At 64.3% G+C, this 19226-nt stretch carries 16 protein-coding genes and 2 tRNA genes; 7 read left to right on the forward strand and 11 right to left on the reverse strand.

Features of this window, described 5'->3' with window-relative positions:
* Positions 1 to 112: 112 nt before the first annotated feature.
* Entirely contained in the window at positions 113 to 874 is a 762-nt protein-coding gene (locus tag QZY03_RS28075; RefSeq protein ID WP_295587040.1) for a right-handed parallel beta-helix repeat-containing protein, read from the reverse strand.
* A 512-nt stretch (positions 875 to 1386) separates the two neighbouring features.
* Here QZY03_RS28075 and QZY03_RS28080 point away from each other — a divergent pair.
* Positions 1387 to 2358 carry an SLAC1 anion channel family protein gene (locus tag QZY03_RS28080; RefSeq protein WP_295587042.1) on the forward strand — a complete coding sequence of 324 codons (972 nt, stop codon included), beginning with the start codon at positions 1387 to 1389 and terminating at the stop codon, positions 2356 to 2358.
* Positions 2359 to 2436: 78 nt separating this feature from the next.
* Complete coding sequence (locus QZY03_RS28085) at positions 2437 to 3183, forward strand: OmpA family protein (protein WP_295587044.1); 747 nt, start codon at positions 2437 to 2439, stop codon at positions 3181 to 3183.
* Positions 3184 to 3186: 3 nt separating this feature from the next.
* On the opposite strand, the gene QZY03_RS28090 is transcribed toward QZY03_RS28085, so the two are convergent.
* The 7 genes from QZY03_RS28090 to QZY03_RS28120 all read right to left on the reverse strand — a co-directional run bounded on the left by QZY03_RS28090 (position 3187) and on the right by QZY03_RS28120 (position 7553).
* Entirely contained in the window at positions 3187 to 3972 is a 786-nt protein-coding gene (locus QZY03_RS28090; RefSeq protein WP_295587046.1) for a DUF2189 domain-containing protein, read from the reverse strand.
* Between the two features lie 360 nt (positions 3973 to 4332).
* Positions 4333 to 4417 (reverse strand) — tRNA-Leu (locus QZY03_RS28095).
* Between the two features lie 333 nt (positions 4418 to 4750).
* A complete protein-coding gene (locus QZY03_RS28100) occupies positions 4751 to 5134 on the reverse strand; it encodes a NifB/NifX family molybdenum-iron cluster-binding protein (protein WP_295587048.1) in 384 nt (127 codons plus the stop codon).
* Position 5135: 1 nt separating this feature from the next.
* Positions 5136 to 5432, reverse strand: coding sequence for an iron-sulfur cluster assembly protein (locus tag QZY03_RS28105; RefSeq protein ID WP_295587050.1), 297 nt, complete (start codon positions 5430 to 5432; stop codon positions 5136 to 5138).
* Entirely contained in the window at positions 5429 to 6331 is a 903-nt protein-coding gene (locus tag QZY03_RS28110; protein ID WP_295587052.1) for an ATP-binding protein, read from the reverse strand. Before QZY03_RS28110 ends, QZY03_RS28105 begins: the two co-directional genes overlap by 4 nt.
* On the reverse strand, positions 6328 to 7188 hold the full coding sequence (locus QZY03_RS28115; protein ID WP_295587054.1) for an ATP-binding protein: 861 nt from the start codon (positions 7186 to 7188) through the stop codon (positions 6328 to 6330). The genes QZY03_RS28110 and QZY03_RS28115 overlap by 4 nt, the downstream gene beginning before the upstream one ends.
* Entirely contained in the window at positions 7188 to 7553 is a 366-nt protein-coding gene (locus QZY03_RS28120; protein ID WP_295587056.1) for a NifB/NifX family molybdenum-iron cluster-binding protein, read from the reverse strand. The genes QZY03_RS28115 and QZY03_RS28120 overlap by 1 nt, the downstream gene beginning before the upstream one ends.
* Before the next feature lie 750 nt (positions 7554 to 8303).
* Between QZY03_RS28120 and QZY03_RS28125 the strand changes: the two genes are divergently transcribed.
* Entirely contained in the window at positions 8304 to 10454 is a 2151-nt protein-coding gene (locus QZY03_RS28125; protein WP_295587058.1) for a CARDB domain-containing protein, read from the forward strand.
* A 368-nt stretch (positions 10455 to 10822) separates the two neighbouring features.
* Here QZY03_RS28125 and metG read toward each other — a convergent pair whose 3' ends face one another.
* On the reverse strand, positions 10823 to 12886 hold the full coding sequence (gene metG / locus QZY03_RS28130) for a methionine--tRNA ligase (RefSeq protein WP_295587060.1): 2064 nt from the start codon (positions 12884 to 12886) through the stop codon (positions 10823 to 10825).
* A 514-nt stretch (positions 12887 to 13400) separates the two neighbouring features.
* On the opposite strand from metG, the gene apbC reads away from it, so the two are divergent.
* Positions 13401 to 14492, forward strand: coding sequence for an iron-sulfur cluster carrier protein ApbC (gene apbC, locus QZY03_RS28135; RefSeq protein WP_295587062.1), 1092 nt, complete (start codon positions 13401 to 13403; stop codon positions 14490 to 14492).
* 40 nt (positions 14493 to 14532) lie between these two features.
* Here the strand turns inward: apbC and QZY03_RS28140 are convergent, their stop codons facing one another.
* Both QZY03_RS28140 and QZY03_RS28145 read right to left on the reverse strand, forming a co-directional pair.
* Entirely contained in the window at positions 14533 to 15102 is a 570-nt protein-coding gene (locus QZY03_RS28140) for a plasmid pRiA4b ORF-3 family protein (protein ID WP_295587064.1), read from the reverse strand.
* 57 nt (positions 15103 to 15159) lie between these two features.
* Positions 15160 to 15495, reverse strand: coding sequence for a hypothetical protein (locus tag QZY03_RS28145; RefSeq protein ID WP_295587066.1), 336 nt, complete (start codon positions 15493 to 15495; stop codon positions 15160 to 15162).
* Between the two features lie 390 nt (positions 15496 to 15885).
* On the opposite strand from QZY03_RS28145, the gene QZY03_RS28150 reads away from it, so the two are divergent.
* The 3 genes from QZY03_RS28150 (at position 15886) to QZY03_RS28160 (ending at position 18916) form a co-directional block, all read left to right on the forward strand.
* A complete protein-coding gene (locus tag QZY03_RS28150) occupies positions 15886 to 17778 on the forward strand; it encodes a caspase family protein (protein ID WP_295587068.1) in 1893 nt (630 codons plus the stop codon).
* A gap of 199 nt (positions 17779 to 17977) precedes the next feature.
* Positions 17978 to 18739 (forward strand): Uma2 family endonuclease, encoded by a 762-nt coding sequence (locus QZY03_RS28155; protein WP_295587070.1) that lies wholly within the window; start codon positions 17978 to 17980, stop codon positions 18737 to 18739.
* Positions 18740 to 18829: 90 nt separating this feature from the next.
* A tRNA-Leu gene (locus tag QZY03_RS28160) sits at positions 18830 to 18916 on the forward strand.
* The last annotated feature ends 310 nt before the right edge of the window (positions 18917 to 19226 follow it).

Raw genomic sequence — 19226 nt, forward strand, 5'->3', positions numbered from 1 at the left:
GTGACGGCTGGTGTTTTGGTCGACTTCAGACGATACCGCCGGTCTCCCGCTGCCGCCACCTCCGCAGGAGCCGCCGGCCCTGGTCCAGCCCACCCGTGCACAGCGCCCGGCCTCAGGCAAAAATGGCCAAAGTCGAGGTTAGTATACCGACACCAAGGTTGTCGGCAATGAGACTCCCGACAATTCGGGTATCCCCACCAACAATGATAATGCCGGTTCCGCTATTGCCGGTGATGACCAGGTTCTGAAGCCGAACAGTTCCCCTCCCAGTGTAATGCCAATCATAGATCTCGATTCCTGCTCCAGTCGTTCCGGTGATGATGGAGTCGGCAATTGTTACCGCGGTGGTTTCGCCGAAACCTCCGCTGACAAGCAGGCCGCGATCCGCATGCTTGAGCGTGAGTCCTGAGATCGCGAGCGTACTGTCGGCGCCGTACAAGAAACTCTCAATCACGGCACTGCCGCCGTTGCCGTCGATCGCCAGCCGATCCGCCCCCGGACCGACAATGACTAAACGATCAGTTGTGTTTTCGTAATAGTAGCTCGCGAACCCGTCGTTGGTCAGCGGGCCGGAAGTGAGAAGAATCGTCCCGGTGACGTTCGAGTTGAAGACAATCTGATCGGACCCAGGACTGGCGTTTGCCGCGATGACCGCCTGACGCAGGCTGCCGCCGCCGCCGTCCTGGGTGTTGCTTACGGCGAAGGTGGCCGCTTGCATCGGTGCGGCGACGCCAAGGGCCGCGCTGAATCCGAGCACACAGACGAGCGGAAAACGGCGCGCACTGAGGGAGTCGGTGATCGCCATCGCCAGCCTTCTGCGCTGGGCGAACTCCGAACACTGGCGGTAGACTGTACGTGAGTCAAGATGCTGCATAGCGACTTCCTTACACCGCCTGAGCTTGATACGAACCGGTTGAAACACGTGCGTCCAGGGAATTAAACAACGGTCAGGCGTTGAAAGGTGGAAATAACCTTAAAAATATTATTGATATATTTCCCGACCGTGGCTGCCCTAACTATGACGTTATCTTTGTTAAACGTGTGACGAAGATCTCAGCATGCGGACGATTGGTATGTTTTTCCGACGAACGGTTCTCCGTCGTTGTGTAGATATCAGTAACAGCCTTACAGCCTCGCTGCCGCTTACAAATTCGTCTTTTCGTGTACTTTTGTCTGCCGCGGCGATGCCGACAACCCGGCGAAATCGACCGACTCTCAAAGAACGCGACACTCGACCGCTGCCGACCGCAGGTCGGTTACACAGCAACGGCGCAAGCCCTCCACACCTCTTAACCAACCTGGGGGCTGCGACCTTTGTCAATGCCGGCGCCGCGAGGAATTCGTAGACTGCACGCAAATCCTTCTTGCCCTCCGCCCGGAGCCCCCATGACAACGCCAACACAACCCGATTCCCGACTGGAACACTTCCCCATCTCGTTTTTCGCGATGGTGATGGGGATGTCCGGCCTGACCATCGGCTGGGAAAAGGCTCAGCACATCTTGGACCTCAACCTGGGAGTCACCCCGTGGCTGCTCGGTGCCACCAGCGTCCTGTTCCTGACCCTGGTCATACTCTACGGCAGCAAGCTCATGCTGTACCGCCAGGCCGTGCTGAGCGAACTGCGCCACCCGGTCAAGCTCAACTTTTTCCCGACCATCTCCATCAGCCTGCTGCTGCTCTCGATTGCCTTCCTGCCGCTGGCACCGGAACTGACCCACTGGCTGTGGCTGGCCGGAGCCACGCTACACCTCGCCTTCATGCTCTACGTGGTGAACGTCTGGATGCACCATGACCACTTCAAAGTGCAGCACATGAATCCGGCCTGGTTCATCCCGGCGGTCGGCAACGTGCTGGTGCCCGTCGCCGGGGTGCCGTTGGGATATGTCGATGTGTCCTGGTTCTTTTTCAGCATCGGCATGCTGTTCTGGGTGATGCTGATGACCATCATCCTTTACCGGGTGCTGTTCCATGACCCCATTGATGAACGTCTCATGCCGACCCTGTTCATCCTGATCGCTCCGCCCGCCGTCGGCTTCATCGCCTACAGCCGCCTGGTTCCCGAACTGGACGCCTTCGGACGGATTCTTTATTACGCCGGTCTGTTCTTCACCCTACTGCTCTTCACCCAGGCCGCCCGCTTCCTCAAGCTGCGCTTCTTCCTCTCCTGGTGGGCCTATTCCTTCCCCCTGGCGGCGATCAGCATCGCGAGCCTGGTGATGTTCGAGCGCTCGGGCAACGATTTTTACCGCTATCTGGGGCTCGGCCTGCTCACCCTGCTGACCGGCATCATTCTGATTCTGCTCACCCGCACCGCCAATGCGGTCCGGCAGGGCGGGATTTGCGTGCCCGGTCACTAGGCAAGGATGTCTTACGACAACGACAACGATTGTGTTCGTATAACGTCTTGACGACCCGCTACCCAGACCGGAGATCCCATGTCCGACCCCACACCCGCCGAGCGCCCATGGCTCCCCCTGGCACCCATCGCCCTGATCCTGCTCTTTGGTGCCGGGCTGCTGCTTGCGTACCTCGTCGACCCCGCGCCCGGCCTACGACACCCGGCACAAGAGACAACGGATACCCGGACCGGCGCCGGGCTGCCGCTCTGCCAGCCGACCACCGGGAACGCCGAGTTACTGACCCTCAGACAGCGGGTCCTGGACCTCGAACAAACCATTTCGGATCTCGGAACCAGTCACGCGGCCGCCTTGGCAGCCGCCCGCGGCGAAGCCGCGGCGGCCCAGGCTGGGGCAACGGTCAACCGCTGTCGGGAAGACACCGGGCAACTGCGTCAGGGCTCTGCTGAGCTAGGCGCGCGGGTGACCGACCGCGGCCTGCAAGTCACCCTCGCCGAAGACGACCTGCGCTTCAAGCCGGGTCAAGGAACCCTGCCATCCCCGGTACCTGATGGTCTGAAGCGCATAGCCACGCACCTTAAGCAGAATCCGCAGATCAAGGTCCAGGTCACTGGCCATACCGACAGCAAAGGCGCCGCCAGAACCAACCTGACCCTCTCCACCCGGCGCGCCGAATCGGTCAAGGCCGCGCTGACCGCGTGGGGCGTCGCCGCGGAACGCATCACGGCCGTCGGCAAGGGCGAAACGCAGCCCATTGCCGGAAACCAATCGAAGGACGAACGCAGGCATAACCGACGGGTCGAGATTCTGCTCATCGATCCCTGACACTCAGTCGCGCGCCACCAGGTCCCGATAGGCATGCCAGGTCCCATGGCCGACCAGCGGCACGGCCACAAAAAGCCCGACATAGAAGGTCATGAGCCCGGCGCCCCCGATCAGCACCAGGAGCGCGGCCCACAGCAGCATGGGCGCCCAATTGAGGCTGACCGCCCGCACACTGGTGCGCATGGCGGTAAAGCCGTCGACCTGACGATCGATCAACATCGGGATCGTGATCGCACTGATGCAAAAGGCACAGACGGCGAAAAAGGCACCGACCAAGGTGATCACGATCAACAATGCCGTGTACTGACCCGACAGCACGACCACCGGGATGAAGTTCTTCCAGGTGGGGAAAGGATCATGGAACAACATGATGAAGAGAAACACCGACGCCAGTATCCAAAGCTGCATCGTGATGAACAGAAAACCCGTCGCGACCCCCAACTGACCCTGGTTGCGGCGCACCGCTTCCAGCGCCTGACAGTGCCGCGGCGACTCGCCGCGCTCCAGATGGGCGCTCATCTGATAGAGACCGATCGCCAGGATCGGCGCCATCAGAAAAAACCCAGCCGTGAGAAAGGGCACCAGAAAGGTCAGATGACCGAGCACAGTGAGCAGGACGATCAGCGCGCTGATCACCACAATCCCCGCACCGTAACGCAAGCTATAGACCGGCGCCGACCTGATATCCTGCCAACCTTTCGCCAGCCAACGCCAGGGATGACCCAGGGTCACCCGGTTCACACGCGGGTCGCTCCCGCCGGGGACCGGCGGCAAGATCGTTTCGTTCATTGCGGATCGTCCTCTTTATATTGACGGATCAGTGAGACTAGGGGGCTGCCCCAGTATAGACCCGCCCGCGCCCGGCGCCGCGAATCCCATCATTTCGCCGACTGGAGCCTTGCCGTCACTCATGATGACGGAGCGGTACGCGCACCTGTCTCCGGAAAACCTGCGATCGACGGTGGCCCGCTTCGATGCGTTACGTTGATAGCCTTCGTACCTGATATCCGGACAGAGCCTTGGTGTAGGGGCGGGTTTGAAACCCGCCCCTACGTCCGGTTATCACGTCCGATGGCTATAGATACGTTGCGACCGGAGAACCGGGGAGGGGGAGCGCCCGCAAAAATGGCGTAACGCCCTGATATTGAATGGTGCGCGGAGGGGGACTCGAACCCCCACGGGTTACCCCACTGGAACCTAAATCCAGGGCGTCTACCAATTCCGCCATCCGCGCCAACGGCTGTCCGTCAGGGGCCGCCGTGGGCGGACGCCCGATCGGGCAAGATCAGGAACGGCCACGGCTTGGGGGCGGTGACCGATCCGTCGTCAGGCCATGCATCGCCGGACTGCGAACCTATTCTACACCGGATGGGCCTTGCGCGAGTCCCCGGCGCGGTCCGCAAAGCCGGCGGATGCGGCGCACGAGATCACCCCGCTCATCGATGGCACTGGATTCCGGCATTCTGCCGGAATGACACCACAACTGAGGCGATTACCGGGGAAGGATCTGCCGAGGTGGGGGGCGACTGAAGTCGCCCCTACGGATCTTGCAGGCACGCGCAGGCGACTAGTCGTGGCTGTGCCCGTGGCCATGCTCCACGCTTTCCGCGCAGGGGGCGGCCGCGGTCAGTTGGCCGCCCAGGAAGTGTTCCAATGCTTGGCGGACGGTGCCGCGCGCGCCGGTCGCGGCCTGGATGCCGGCCTGTTCAAAGAATTGAATCGCCCGCCCGCCCATGCCGCCGCTGAGGATGGCCTTGGCCTGTTGATCGCGAATGAAGTCGGGGATCTGACCAGGCTCGTGCGCCTCGGCAAAGGGGTTGGCCAGCGACTCGGTGGCGGTGATCACGCCGTTGTCCGTATCAACCAGCACAAAATAGGCCGCGTGGCCAAAATGTTGGGCGACCAGGCTGTCGAGACCGTCGTTGGTTTCCGCGGTGACTGCAATTCTCATATCAAAGTTCCTGATTAATCGAGTGTTCCAGAACCTCTGCCTGCACATAACCGCTGACGGTGATGGCTTGCGAGGTCACGCCGGGCACTTGGGCCACGGCTTTCTTGATGGCCACGGCCAGGGAGACGGCCAATGGACAGACAAAGGACGATGGGCGAAAAGTGTAATGCACCCTCCCGTCCGGATCGACCCGCAAACTTTCCACCAGGCGCATCCGCACCACATCGGTGTTGGTTTCGGGATCAATGACCGACTGCAGCCGTTCGAGCACGGCCTGCTCCAAGGCGGCTACCTTCATGCCGGCGCTTCCAGGAACGCCAGGACGCGCTCCCAGACGGCGGCGACGGCGAGACTGGCCGGCGCCTCCGGCCGAAAGGCGGTCACGGCCTCCCCGGCCACCATGGCACTGGCCACGGTCGCATCGAAGGGAATCCGGCCGACGGTGACCACGCCATCCGCACGGCAGGAGGTCTCGATCGCCGCTGCGCCCTCCGGGTAGATGTCCGCCTTGTTGATGCACACCAGCGCCGGGACGCCGAAATGGCGCAGGGTGCCCAGCACCCGCTGCATGTCGTGCACCCCGGCCGCGGTCGGCTCAGCGACGATGAGCGCCAGATCGGCACCGGACGCCGCCGCGATGACCGGACAGCCGATGCCGGGCGGCCCATCCACCAGCACCAGTTCCCGGTCCTCGTCCAGCGCGCGCAACCGGGCACGCTGTTTGACCAGGGTCACCAGCTTGCCCGAGTTTTCCTGTCCGGGGTCCAGATTGGCGTGGTAGAGCGGCCCGTAACGACTCTCCGAGACATACGACTTGCCCGCTATCTGCGGCTCCATGCGGATGCTCTCGGTCGGACACTGATAGACGCAGGCCGCGCACCCATCACAGGCGATGGGGTCGACCAGGTACTGGCCGTCGCGCTCGATGATCGCATCGAACCGACAGACATCCGCGCAGCTCCCGCACACCAGGCAGGTGTCCTGATCGATCACGGCCACCTGCCCGCCCTGGAACGGCTGGGTTTCCAGCACCCGGGGTTGCAGCACCAGTTCCAGGTTGGCGGCATCGACATCGGCGTCGGCGATCACGACCTGACCGGTCAGACGCCCCCCAGCGGCCAGGTGCGCGAAAGCGGCGGTGACGCTGGTCTTGCCGGTACCGCCCTTGCCGCTCAGGACGATCAGTTGTTTCATCATCGTGCGTACTCCGCGTTCACCCGGTCCTGGATGGCCGCCAGCAGATCCTGGAAGGCCGGCCGATAATCCGGCGCGGTCTCCAGCAGCGACCGGCCGCGGGCCAACCCCTCGGCAATGCGCCGTTCCATCGGGATGCGCAGCAGGATCGGCAAGCCCTGATCGGCACAGTAGGCATCGACCGCCTGATCGCCGATGCCGTCGCGGTTGACGACCACCCCCGCTGGGATCTTCAACTCGCGGGCGATGCCGACGACTTGTTTCAGATCGTGCAGACCGAAGGGCGTCGGCTCAGTGACCAGCAGCGCGAAATCCGCACCGCGCAGGGTCTCCACTACCGGGCAGGAGGCGCCGGGGGGCGCATCCCAAATCTCAATGGCGGGCCGACGCCGCGGCGGCCAGCGCTTGAGTTCGCGGATGATGGGCACGGCCATCGGCTCGCCAACCTGCAGCAGACCCCGCGCAAACTCCAAGCCGTCGGCGGTCAGACCGCCCTCCAGCACCCCGGTCACATGCAGGTGTTCGCTGATCGCCCCCTCCGGGCAGAGCCGGGTGCAACTGCCGCAACCGTGGCAGAGCTCCGGGAACACCAGCGTGGTCTGGCCGAGCACGGCAATGGCGTGATACTGGCAGACCTCGGCGCATTTGCCGCAGTGGGTGCAACGCGCGGTGTCGACGCGCGGGAGCGGGATACCGACCTCCTGACGCCGGTCGAGCACCGGATGGAGAAAGAGCGCGGCATTGGGCGCCTCCACGTCGCAATCCAGACAACGCACCGATTCTCCGCCGACCAGTGCCAGACTGGTCGCGACCGTGGTCTTGCCGGTGCCGCCCTTGCCGCTGGCAACGACGATCCGCATCAGTGGCGGCCGTCCTGGGTGGCGGCCTGGGCCTGGCTCAGTTCACCGGCCTTGAACTGTGCCAGCACGTCGGCGCCGGTGCGCGGCGCATTGCCGGGCGCGAGATGCATGGCGATCCCCGCGGCGGACAGACTGGCATAGGCCTTGGGACCATAGGCCCCGCTGACGACCGCCTGCGCACCCAGACCGGCGACGCACTGTGCCGCCTGCACACCTGCCCCGCCCGCCGCCTCCAGTGCCGGGTTGGCGTGGGCGGTCCAGGACCCGGTGTCGCTGTCGACCAGACAGAAGGCGGCGGCGCGCCCGAAGCGCGCGTCAAACGGCGATTGCAGGCTGTCGCCGGCGATGGAGATGACGAGTTTCATGTGAAGGTCCCGCAAATACAGGACAGCCGCCGGCCGGAAGACCGCGCGCTGTAATAAAGTATCGGCAGGTTACAAGAGAACGCGCGCTCGGGCCGTGAAAATACGCAACCGTCATCGGCCTCGTTCTGGCCACTGGAGGTCGAGGCTTTAGCCGGGGTGCGATTGGAAGTGATGTGGTTTGTTTGGACCAGGTCTTTAGGTCGGATGGGCATCGCTCTCGCTCTGCCCATCCTACGCGCTGCCGGGGTGCGAAGCTGCGTCGTCAGGGCTTCCAGCCCTGACCCTTCCAGTCCCGACGCTGTCAGGCCAGGATGGCTTGACGACGCACTTTCACGGTAAAGCCTCGACCGCCAGTTGCGGATGGTCCCTTGCTGGCCGGAACGATGATCAAGGCCGACGATGGCCTCGATCAAGATTCCGGCCACTTGGGTTCGCCGTGTGCGTAGTCAGGCCATCCTGGCCTGACACCGTCAGGGCTGGAAGCCCTGACTACGCAGACCGCTGGCCGGAATTACGATCAAGGCCGTAGGCACATTTCGGCCGCAAGACCGACCGCAGTTCGTAGGGTGCGGTGAGGCACGAACCGCACCACATCGCGGCCAGGGACGGTGCGGTTCGTACCTCACCGCACCCTACGGCACCCTGTCCGTTGGTCCGGCGCATCCGTCCGGCGGCGATGGAACCCGACGACGGCTCCATGGTACCGTCCGCCCGCACCTGTTCAAGCCTCCTCAACAGAAGGAAATACGCATGTTCTTCAGAATCTTCCAACGTCATCCGGGGCCGCGCGGCCAACGCGCGGCGCTGGTTCTCTCGTGTTTGCTACTGACACTGAGTCTGGCCCTGGGCCAGGCCGCGGCCGGGCTGACGGTGCCCGGCGACGCGGCGGCGACCCATGCTGCCGCCCTGCGCGCGCAGGTGGCCGCCGCGGGATGGGTGACCGTGCGGGTGGAGCTGCGCGCGTCGGCATCGGCCGCAAGGGCGGCGGCGGATGACCTGGAGCAGACGGCCCAGGATCCGCTCTTCGCTTTGCCGGCCGGGTCTTATGACACGGTCGCGCGTGCCGCCGGTTCAGCCAGCCTGACGCTGCGGGTCGATGCCGCCGGGTTGGATGCGCTGCTACTCTCGCCTTGGGCGGTGAGCGTTGCCGCGGCCGACACTCCGGAGATGCAGCGGCTGGCCGTCGGCTTTGATCACAGCCTGGCCCTTAAGCCCGACGGCAGCCTCTGGGCTTGGGGAGACAACTGGTACGGCCAGCTCGGCAACGCCACCACCCTTACCGCGCAGATTACGCCGGTCCAGGTGCTGACCGGGGTCGCGGCCGTGGCGGCCGGCGAGTTTTGCACCCAGGCCATCAAGACCGACGGCAGCCTCTGGGCCTGGGGATCCAACGACTTCGGCCAGCTCGGCGACGGCACTCACGCCCATCGGTCAACGCCGGTCCGGGTCCTGACCGGGGTCGCGGCCGTGGCAGCCGGCGATTATCACTCCCTGGCCATCAAGACTGACGGCAGCCTCTGGGCCTGGGGAGCCAACGGTGGCCAGCTCGGCGACGGCACCTCCACCAATCGGTCAAGGCCGGTCAAGGTCCTGACCGGGGTCGCGGCCGTGGCAGCCGGCGGTTTCCACAGCCTGGCCCTGAAGACCGACGGCAGCCTCTGGGTCTGGGGAAACAACGGCTACGGCCAGCTCGGCGACGGCAATTCCAACACCACTCGCTTAACGCCGGTCCAGGTTCTGACCGGGGTCGCGGCCGTGGCAACCGGCAGTTTCCACAGCCTGGCCCTCAAGACCGACGGCAGCCTCTGGGCCTGGGGCGCCAACTGGGGGGGCCAGATCGGCGACGGCGGCACCACCCATCGCTTGACGCCGGTCCAGGTCCTGACCGGGGTCGCGGCCGTGTCAGCCGGCGGTTTCCACAGCCTGGCCCTCAAGACCGACGGCAGCCTCTGGGCCTGGGGGTACAACAGGTACGGCCAGCTCGGCGACGGCACCACCACCGATCGCTGGACGCCGGTCCAGGTCCTGACCGGGGTCGCGGCCGTATCCGGCGCTGATCACACCCTGGCCCGCAAGACCGACGGCAGCCTCTGGGCCTGGGGACGGAACGACTACTACGGCCAGCTCGGCGACGGCACCACCACGGACCGCCTAAGTCCAGTGCCGGTGGTCGGGTTCGGAGGCCTGCCCCCCGACGCCGACTTCACCGTCACCAACGTCACCCTGAACCCAAGCGCCCCGCTCGCCGGCGGAACCTTCAACGCCTGGATCACCGTGAAGAATCGGGGCACCCAGGCCGGGAGCCCAGGGCTGCTGCGCGTCTGGGCCAACCAGTCCCAGACCCAAGCCTGCGATGCCCCAGGTGACACTGAAATCAACCTGGCGGACCTGGCCGCGGGCGCCAACCAGAGGCTACGGATCAGCCTGCCGGCCGGCATCGCCGGGTACAAGACGCTGCGGACCTTCATCGACAGCCAGTGTCAGATCGCGGAACCCAATGAGGCCAACAACCAGGTCACCAAGGGCTACCGGGTCTTCGCCCAGCCGATCGCGGACTTTGGGGTCACCACAATTGACCTGACGCCCAACCGCCCCGCCGCCAACGGGACCTTCAGCGCCGCCGTGACGGTGAAGAACCGCGGCACCGCGCCCGGCGACGCCGGCACGCTCGCCCTCTGGGTCGATCAGCCGGGCGTCCCCACCTGCGGCGCCGCGGGCGACGCCGCGGTGGCCGTCGGCACCCTGGCCAACGGGGCCAGCCACACCCTGACCTTCGACAACCTCCCCGCCGGGGCCGCGGGCGCCAAGTTACTGCGCGCCTTCGTCGATCACACCTGCGTCAACACGGAGGCCTACGACGCCAACAACCAACGGGGGAAGCCCTATACGGTCGTGCCCTGAACCGGCTGTCGGCGGTCGCTCGGGCAACCTGAAATGTCGGTGCGACTTCAGTCGCACCGACAGTTGGCGGGATGCACCGTCGACCGCCAGACCGACTGCCGCCTCTGGGCCTGGGGATGGCGCGTATCCGGCCAGCCGCGATGCGGCGCCGCGGTGAATGCTGAGGCCACGGCAACGCGCCCGGCCCAATCGCGGCGGGACGCCGCTCCCACAGGGTCGCTGCGCGACTTTTAGCGCGTAGGATGGGCAGAGCGCGAGCGATGCCCATCCGGCCACCGTGGCGCTTGATGATGGGCATCGCTCTCGCTCTGCCCATCCTACCGAGAAGCCCGGCCCCATCAGTTCCGATCACACCCACAGATCAGCCCCTACTTGACCTTCATCCCCGGCGCGGCACCCTCATCCGGACTCAGAATGAAAATGTCCGCCCCGCCGGGGCCGGCCGCCAGCACCATGCCCTCCGAGACGCCGAAGCGCATCTTGCGCGGGGCCAGGTTGGCGACCATGACGGTCAGCCGGCCGACCAGATCCGCCGGGTCATAGGCGGCGCGGATGCCGGCGAAGACCTGACGGGTCTCCCCGTCCAGATCGAGCGTGAGGGCCAGGAGCTTGTCCGCGCCCTCCACCAAGTCGGCGGCGACGATGCGGGCCACACGCAGGTCCACCTTGGCAAAGGTGTCGAAGTCGATAGTCGCGGCGATGGGGTCGCGAGTCAGGTGCGGGCTGGTGTCGGTGCGCACCAGGGCCTCGCCCTGATCGGCGGCGGCCACCGCCTTATGTGTCAGGTCTTCTTTGGAAGCCGCCAGCAGGGCCGCGATCTGCACCGGATCGACCCGTGTCATCAATGGTTTGAACTGGGCGATCTCATGGTCGAGCAGCGGCGCCTGCAGGTCCGCCCAGGTCAGGGGCGGCACCTGCAGGAAGGCCTCGGAATCCGCGGCGGTGCCGGGCAGGATGGGTTTGAGCCAGCCGATCAGCAGGCGGAACAGATTGAGCCCCATGGTGCAGATGCCCTGCAGCTCCGCCTCCCGACCGGGCTGCTTGGCCGCCACCCAGGGCGCCTGTTCGTCGATGTACTGGTTGGCGCGATCGGCCAGGGCCATGATCTCACGCACCGCGCGGCTGTATTCGCGGGCCTCGTAAGCGCTCGCGATCGACTCCCCGGCAGCGGTGAAGGCGGCGAACAGGGCCGCGTCCGGCAGCGCCGCGGACAGGCGTCCGCCGAATCCCTTGGCGATGAACCCGGCCGAGCGGCTGGCGATGTTGACCACCTTGCCCACCAGGTCGGCGTTCACGCGGAACTGGAAGTCCTCCAGATTGAGGTCGATGTCGTCGACCCCGGAGCCGAGTTTGGCGGCGAAGTAATAGCGCAGATACTCCGGATTGAGATGGTCCAGATAGGTCCGCGCCTTGATGAAGGTGCCGCGCGACTTGGACATCTTGGAGCCGTCGACGGTCAGGAACCCGTGGGCGAAGACGGCACTCGGGGTGCGGAACCCGGCCCCATGGAGCATCGCCGGCCAGAACAGGGCATGGAAATAGATGATGTCCTTGCCGATGAAGTGATACAGCTCGGCGGTCGAATCCGTGGCCCAGTAATCATCGAATTCCAGCCCCGGCGTGCGGTCGCAGAGGTTCTGGAAGCTCGCCATGTAGCCGATCGGCGCATCCAGCCAGACATAGAAGAACTTGTCCGGATGGTCGGGGATGGCAAAGCCAAAATAAGGCGCGTCGCGCGAAATGTCCCACTCCTGCAGGCCGGCCTCGAACCACTCGCCGAGCTTGTTGGCCACCTCCTTCTGGACGCTGCCGCTGCTGGTCCAGGTCTTGAGCATCGCCTCGAAATCGCCGAGCTTGAAGAAGAAATGCTCGGACTCGCGCTGCTCCGGCACGGCGCCTGAAACGGCCGAGCGCGGGTTCTTCAGCTCGTTGGGCGAATAGCTCGCCCCGCACGCCTCGCAGTTGTCGCCGTACTGATCGGGCGCACCGCACTTGGGACACTCGCCTTTGATGAAGCGGTCGGGCAGGAACATCTGCTCCACCGGGTCAAAGGCCTGGGTGATGGTGCGCCGCGCGATATGGCCGTCATCGCGATTGCGCTCGTAGATGAGCGTGGCGTAGTGCCGGTTCTCGTCGGAATGGGTGGAGTGGTAGTTGTCGAAGGCGATGCGGAAGGCGGCGAAGTCCGCCTGATGCTCCCGCGCCACCCGCTCGATCAGCGCCTCGGGGGTGATCCCCTCCTCGCGCGCCTTGAGCATGATGGGGGTGCCGTGGGCGTCATCGGCGCAGCAGTACCAGCACTGGTGGCCGCGCATCCGCTGGAAGCGCGCCCAAATATCGGTCTGGATGTACTCCACCAGGTGGCCGATATGGATCGGGCCGTTGGCGTAGGGCAGCGCGCTGGTGATCAGGATGTGGCGGGGATCAGTCATGGCAATCCGGGGGTAGGTCGCAAGCGACATGCATCAATGAAGGGAGAAAATTGAGCCGCAAATGAACATAAAATGAGGCGTTTATTATCGTTCCGGCCGTAGGGTGGACAAGCGCTAGCGCAGTCCACCGAATCCCGCGCCGCCTGGGCCGACAACCTGGTGGATGCGGCGCGCGCGCCCGCCGTGCCGGGTCCCGGACACCGAGCAGCGCGCCTTATCCACCCTACGGGAGCGCCGGTTTCGTAGGGTGGATCAGCGTAGCGCATCCACCATCAGCCACGCCGACGGCTGCGGCCACCCAAATTTGCAACTGCCGGCCAGTATCTCACGAGCGGGGACCGAGCGGCCAACCGTGCTACCCTTGATAACCACCGGCGGTGGACAAACGTCCGCCAACAAGTTTGAGCGGCAGCCGGCGTTCCGGTGCCTCACCCGCCCACACCCCGAACCATCCCCACACGATTACCAGGTGCCGGCCCGCGCCGACACGATGCAGTACAGCGGAGCAGAATCAATGGCTGAAGTTACGAAAGAACTGGTCGAGACGGCAATCAAGGGCTATGTCGAGCCCCACCTGAAGCGTGATCTGATCGCGGCCGGCACGGTCAAGGGGATCGAGATCGAGGGTGGTCAGGTCAAGGTCAAGGTCGTGCTGGGCTTCCCCGCCAAGGGCATCCAGCAAACGCTGGCCGACGGCATCAAGGAGCGCATCATGGCCGTCCCCGGCGTCACCGCGGCCGCGGTGGATGTCAGTTGGGAGATCAAGGCCCACTCGGTCCAGAAGTCGCTGAAGCCGATCGACAACGTCAAGAACATTATCGCCGTTGCCTCCGGCAAGGGCGGTGTGGGCAAGTCCACCACCGCGGTCAACCTGGCGCTCGCCCTCTCCGCCGAGGGCGCCAAGGTCGGCATCCTCGATGCCGACATCTACGGCCCATCCCAGCCGCGCATGCTCGGCATCACCGGCAAGCCCGAGTCGAAAGACGGCAAGAGCCTGGAGCCGATGAACAGCTACCACCTCCAGGCCATGTCCATCGGCTTCCTGATCGACGAGGAAACGCCGATGATCTGGCGCGGCCCCATGGTCACCCAGGCTCTGGAGCAGCTCCTGAACGACACCAACTGGTCTGATCTGGACTATCTCGTCATCGACCTGCCGCCGGGCACCGGCGACACCCAGTTGACCCTGGCGCAGAAAGTACCGGTCTCGGGCGCGATCATCGTCACCACGCCCCAGGACATCGCCCTGCTGGACGCCCGCAAGGGGCTCAAGATGTTCCAGAAAGTCGAGGTGCCGGTGCTCGGCATCGTCGAGAACATGAGCATCCACATCTGCTCCAAGTGCGGCCACGAGGAACACATCTTCGGCTCCGGCGGCGGCCAGAGCATGTCCGAACAGTACGGCATCGACCTGCTCGGCTCCCTGCCGCTCGACATCCACATCCGCGTGGAAACCGACAGCGGCAAGCCGACCGTCGTCGCCCAGCCCGAGTGCCGCGCCACCCAGATCTACCGCGAGATTGCCCGCAAAACCGCGGCCAAGCTGTCGCTCCAGGCCAAGGACTATGCGGCCAAATTCCCACGGATCGTCATTCAAAACAACTGATCCCGTGCGGGCGGCGCCGGCCGCCCGCGTTTAATCTGTCTTATCGACAATGCTCAACCAGCATGGCGTTGATTTCATCAATGTCGAAAACGACAGGATCGAATTCGCCACCGATCCATTCTTTGAATTCTTCATGTTCCTCATGCGCTGGATCGGCGATGGTTTCGAGAAAATTGTAGTAACCCCAAATCCCCCCGACATCTTCCGGCGGACAGGCCCCCTTCCCTTTGATGCATGTTGGCAAAAATATCTCGGGGTCAAAAGGCAGAATTTTCTCAAGGGTGATTTTATGCTCCCAGGAATCTCCGAAATCATATTCATAGAGGATCGAATCCTTCTCGCACTTCAGAAGTTGATTGAGCTGATAGCGTTGCTCGTTCAGCATCTCCATAGAATCCAAATCCAAATCAGGGATGGGCGCTCCGTAGCGTTTCCCATCGGATACAAACTGATGCAAGTGACAGTCAGACCATCCCATGACGATTTGTATGACGTCATGAAAACGCGGGAGCGACACCGAATCAGCGATCAGAATTCGTCGCCAAATCGGCGGCTTTGCACCGTTGAGGGTGATCTTTAGTTGATAGATTTTTTGGATTTTCTTCGCCATGATTTTTCCCCGCTCCACCATGTAGACTTAGCGCTTGCCGTCAAGATACCAATAATGTTAGAGCTTTAAAGACGCGTCAAGCTCAACCTTGCGGTTTTCCAGTGCTCTCAGTTTCCTCTTCAAACCGGATATTTCTTTATTGATTTTTCGGAGTTCCGCTGCGCTCTTGACCCTCACCAGATAAGCCTCTCCCAATACCTCACTAATGTAGGCTTCGAGTTGGCTGTGCAGGAGCCTACGGTAGGGATTCCCCCAGATCGCCCCATCACGGTACTCAAGTTTTCCGGCCTGAATCCCTTGGGTGATGAATGCTCGGCTGACACCATACTCAGCCTCGGCTGTAACATCGCTCAGGGTCGCCCCTTTTCTATTCCATTCGCCGTACTCTGCCACATCAAGTCCTCATCAGTCTCTAGTTTACCCTACGAGGCCGGTTGGCCGGAACGGTCCTTACCGGCTCGGGACACCCACCCAACGCAAAACGGGGAGATCTGCCACCGTAGCGAATTCCGCCACACGCGCTAGGATTAGCTGGGGGGGCGCGGCTATGGCTGCCGAAGTCAGTCAGGTAGAACCGAATCTTCAGTCGTGCCGACAGGCGCGGGCGCTGTCAACCGGTGCAAGGGTGAACGCGACAGTGCCTGGCGGCGGACTCGCTCCCGAAGTTGACGACTGCATCGAGCGTTGCGCCGCGGGAGCGCCGGCTCCGCGCCATCCCGCGCTGCCTGACTCCGGGCCGCCGCACCGGCGGGCCACACGACCGACAACAAAGGAGAAAATCCCATGTCAAAAGCCGCCAAGATCACGCTGGACGAACTCAACCGCAAGCTCGCGGACCTCGCGGTGCCGGAGGCCGATCTCGCACCCTACTTCGCACTGGACGACGAACGCTCGACGCCGACCAAGCCCGTACTCAAACTCAATGAGGATACGGTGCAGGTGCCCCCCGCCACGGACGCCGAGGGCCGTACACGTAGCGCTCAACTGCTCAACAGCGCAAATTACATTTCCAAGATGCGCCGCGAGGCGCGCTTTCAGTCGATGGCGTATTCGGGCACCTATCAGGGTCCACTGATCGCGGCCGAGGGTGACAGTTGGTTTCAGTATCCGATCCTGCTCAACGATGTGATCGACTGTATCTTCGAGCACTATGCCGTCTTTTGCCGCAGCGAGGCCGGCGACACGCTCGACAACATGGTCCGCGAGCAGGAGTATCTGGATGCCCTCGAACGCACCGGCGGACGACTGTTGTTGCTTTCGGGCGGCGGCAACGATCTGGTCGCCGGCGGCGAACTCGCCCGGCACCTGCGCGCCTTCGACCCGACGCTGACCGCGGCGCAGTACCTGCTGCCCTCATTCAACGGCGTGCTCGACGCGGCAGTCGCCAATATCGAGCGCATCGTGCGTGACGTGGGGCGCGCCTTCAACAACGCCGCGGTGATCTGCCACGGCTACGATTACGTGATACCGGCCAACGGCAAATGGCTCGGCAAGCCCATGAAGTCCTGCGGCATCAAGGACGCGGCGCTGCAGAAGGCGATCGCCGACATCATGGTGGACCGGCTCAATACCCGGCTGCACACCCTCGCCGCACAGTCGCCTCGCCTGTCCTTTGTCGACTGCCGCGGGGTGGTCGCCGGCCGCTGGCACGATGAACTGCACCCGACCAATGCCGGTTACGCCGACGTGGCCACGCGCATCGAAACCGAGATCAAGCGGCTCACCGAGGCCGCCCCCGCCGTGACCACGCTGGCCGCCGGCGCCGCGCCGCGGGCGCGCCGCCGGGTGCGTCAACCCACCCCACCCGCGGCGGCCGCCGCCAAGGGCTATGCGCTGCACGTCGGGCTCAATCATGTCAGCACCGACCACTACGAGGGCTGGGACGGCGCGCTCAATGCCTGCGTCTACGATGCCAAGGACATGTCCGAGCTCACCGGCGGCCTGGGCTACAAGACCAAGGTCCTGCTCGACGAGAAAGCCACCCGTGACGCGGTAATCAGCGCGATCAAGGCGACCGCCGCCCGCATGAAGGCCGGCGACATCTTTGTCTTCACCTACTCCGGTCACGGCGGCCAGGTGCCCGACTACAGTGGCGACGAGATCAAGGACACCCCCGACGACGTGGTGGACGAGACGCTCTGCCTCTTCGACGGTCAGCTCATCGACGACGAGCTTTACGTGCTGTGGGCTGGTTTTCCCCGCGACAGCCGGGTGCTGGTGCTCTCGGACTGCTGTCACTCCGGCACCAATATCAGGGCCCGTCGGGCCGACGCGCTGCTGGCTGCCAATCCTGCGCCGAGCGAGCGCCCACGCCTGATGCCGCAAGACATCGCCGCCAAGGTCGCCCGCCGCCATCGCGACTTCTACCGCGGCCTGTCGACTGAAGCCGTCGGGCACTGGGCCGGCCCCGCCACTCGCGAGATGGCCCTGCCGGTTGCCGCCAGCGTGCGGCTGATCTCGGGCTGCCAGGACAATCAGGTCTCGCTCGACGGACTCGACAACGGACTCTTCACCGCGAATCTGCTCCGGGCGTGGGGCAATGGCGCCTTCCGCGGCGACTATGGCGCTTTCCACCGCCGGATCGTCGACCAGATGCCGCCCACCCAGACGCCGAACCATTTCCTGGTGGGTCAGCCCAGCCCAGGATACAACGCCCAGCGGCCGTTCGACATTTAGGCGATTGCCGGAACATCCTGTACCAGATCGCGAAGGATTCTCGCAGACCTCCAAGGCGCGTCGACCGGACCATCATCGGGCTATGTGACGGTCGACGCGACGCGGAAGGCGGGCGATAAGACGAACGAAAGGGTACGGGACTTGACAGAAATCGCCTGATCTTCCAGCACGCCACCACACTCAGGGGGACCCCATCGCCATGAGCCCAATCACCACGCCCATTGAGGCCTCGCCCCGCCCGCCAACCGCGCAGCCGCTCGCCGATCAGCCTGAACTGTGGGGCGAACCGCGATCCGCCGACGCCCTGATGGTCTCGGAACATACCTATTGGACCCAGTATTACCGAGGGTCGGACGTCCGTTACGAGTGGCATAACGGCCGACTGGAAAAACAACCGGTGCCCGACGACAGGACCTATCTGGTCCGCAACTGGCTTAGGGAACTGCTGCGGCTCTTCCTGCGGACGCAGCCGATCGCCCGAATGGCCGCCCCGGGAATGGGCTTCCGCCTGCCGTTACCGGGCGGCACCGTCATCCGCAAACCCGATATCGGGGTGGTGCACAACGACAACCCCCAGCCCTTGTTACCACTGGATGCCTCCTACCATGGCGTCTACGACCTCTGCGTCGAGGCCCTGTCCGACCAAGAGCGCAGCGGGATCACGCACGAAACAGTGGCCAAGAGAGCCGAATACGCCGCCGGGGGCGTGCCCGAGTATTACATCCTGCACCGCGAGCCCGAGCACCAGGCCTTTTTCACCCGCACGGCTGCCGGGGTCTATGTCCCGATCGCACCGGACAACGGGGTGATCCGCTCGCGGGTCCTGCCGGGGCTGCAATTTCGGCTGCGCGACCTGAGCGCCCAACCCGCCCCCGAGGCGCTGCACGACGACCCGGTCTATGCCGGATACGTGCTCGCCGATTGGCCCGCGGAGCAAGAGCAGCAGCAGAGCGAGGCGTAGCGCGCCGAGACAACGACACCAGCCGCTGCCGAAAGTCGGCTGAAAAGCCGCTGACAACCCCGCCCGCCTGCGCGTATAATACGCGTCCCTGCCGGGGTGGCGAAACTGGTAGACGCATCAGACTCAAAATCTGACGGGGGCGACCCCATGCCGGTTCGATTCCGGCCCTCGGTACCAAGAAAAGACAAGGGGTTAGGCGCAAGCGCCTAACCCCTTTTTTTGCTGACCCGCCCTTGGTCATAAACCCGGCAACCGCGCGATCTGCACGGTCGTCGGTCCGCACAGCGGACCCTACGGATCGCGGCCTTACCGATCGGGTCGGGGTGACGGGATTGCGCCCGTCACCCCTCCCACACCACCGGACATGCGGTTTTCCGCATCCGGCGGTTGAGCCTAGCGGGCTGTGCCCGCAAGCGTCCACCGAGACGAACGCCCATTGGACCCCTTCTTGCGTCTGCGCTCGGGACCCGGAAGACTCGGCCACCAC

Source organism: uncultured Lamprocystis sp., assembly GCF_903933125.1.
Taxonomy (GTDB): Bacteria; Pseudomonadota; Gammaproteobacteria; order Chromatiales; family Chromatiaceae; genus Thiodictyon.

Bases quoted from the DNA above. Each gene is read 5' to 3' on its own strand.
- QZY03_RS28090 (WP_295587046.1), bottom strand. From the start codon at position 3,972: ATGAACGAAACGATCTTGCCGCCGGTCCCCGGCGGGAGCGACCCGCGT.
- QZY03_RS28125 (WP_295587058.1), top strand. From the start codon at position 8,304: ATGTTCTTCAGAATCTTCCAACGTCATCCGGGGCCGCGCGGCCAACGC.
- QZY03_RS28115 (WP_295587054.1), bottom strand. From the start codon at position 7,188: ATGCGGATCGTCGTTGCCAGCGGCAAGGGCGGCACCGGCAAGACCACG.
- apbC (WP_295587062.1), top strand. From the start codon at position 13,401: ATGGCTGAAGTTACGAAAGAACTGGTCGAGACGGCAATCAAGGGCTAT.
- QZY03_RS28155 (WP_295587070.1), top strand. From the start codon at position 17,978: ATGAGCCCAATCACCACGCCCATTGAGGCCTCGCCCCGCCCGCCAACC.
- metG (WP_295587060.1), bottom strand. From the start codon at position 12,886: ATGACTGATCCCCGCCACATCCTGATCACCAGCGCGCTGCCCTACGCC.
- QZY03_RS28080 (WP_295587042.1), top strand. From the start codon at position 1,387: ATGACAACGCCAACACAACCCGATTCCCGACTGGAACACTTCCCCATC.
- QZY03_RS28110 (WP_295587052.1), bottom strand. From the start codon at position 6,331: ATGATGAAACAACTGATCGTCCTGAGCGGCAAGGGCGGTACCGGCAAG.
- QZY03_RS28100 (WP_295587048.1), bottom strand. From the start codon at position 5,134: ATGAGAATTGCAGTCACCGCGGAAACCAACGACGGTCTCGACAGCCTG.
- QZY03_RS28120 (WP_295587056.1), bottom strand. From the start codon at position 7,553: ATGAAACTCGTCATCTCCATCGCCGGCGACAGCCTGCAATCGCCGTTT.
- QZY03_RS28075 (WP_295587040.1), bottom strand. From the start codon at position 874: ATGCAGCATCTTGACTCACGTACAGTCTACCGCCAGTGTTCGGAGTTC.
- QZY03_RS28140 (WP_295587064.1), bottom strand. From the start codon at position 15,102: ATGGCGAAGAAAATCCAAAAAATCTATCAACTAAAGATCACCCTCAAC.
- QZY03_RS28085 (WP_295587044.1), top strand. From the start codon at position 2,437: ATGTCCGACCCCACACCCGCCGAGCGCCCATGGCTCCCCCTGGCACCC.
- QZY03_RS28150 (WP_295587068.1), top strand. From the start codon at position 15,886: ATGTCAAAAGCCGCCAAGATCACGCTGGACGAACTCAACCGCAAGCTC.
- QZY03_RS28105 (WP_295587050.1), bottom strand. From the start codon at position 5,432: ATGAAGGTAGCCGCCTTGGAGCAGGCCGTGCTCGAACGGCTGCAGTCG.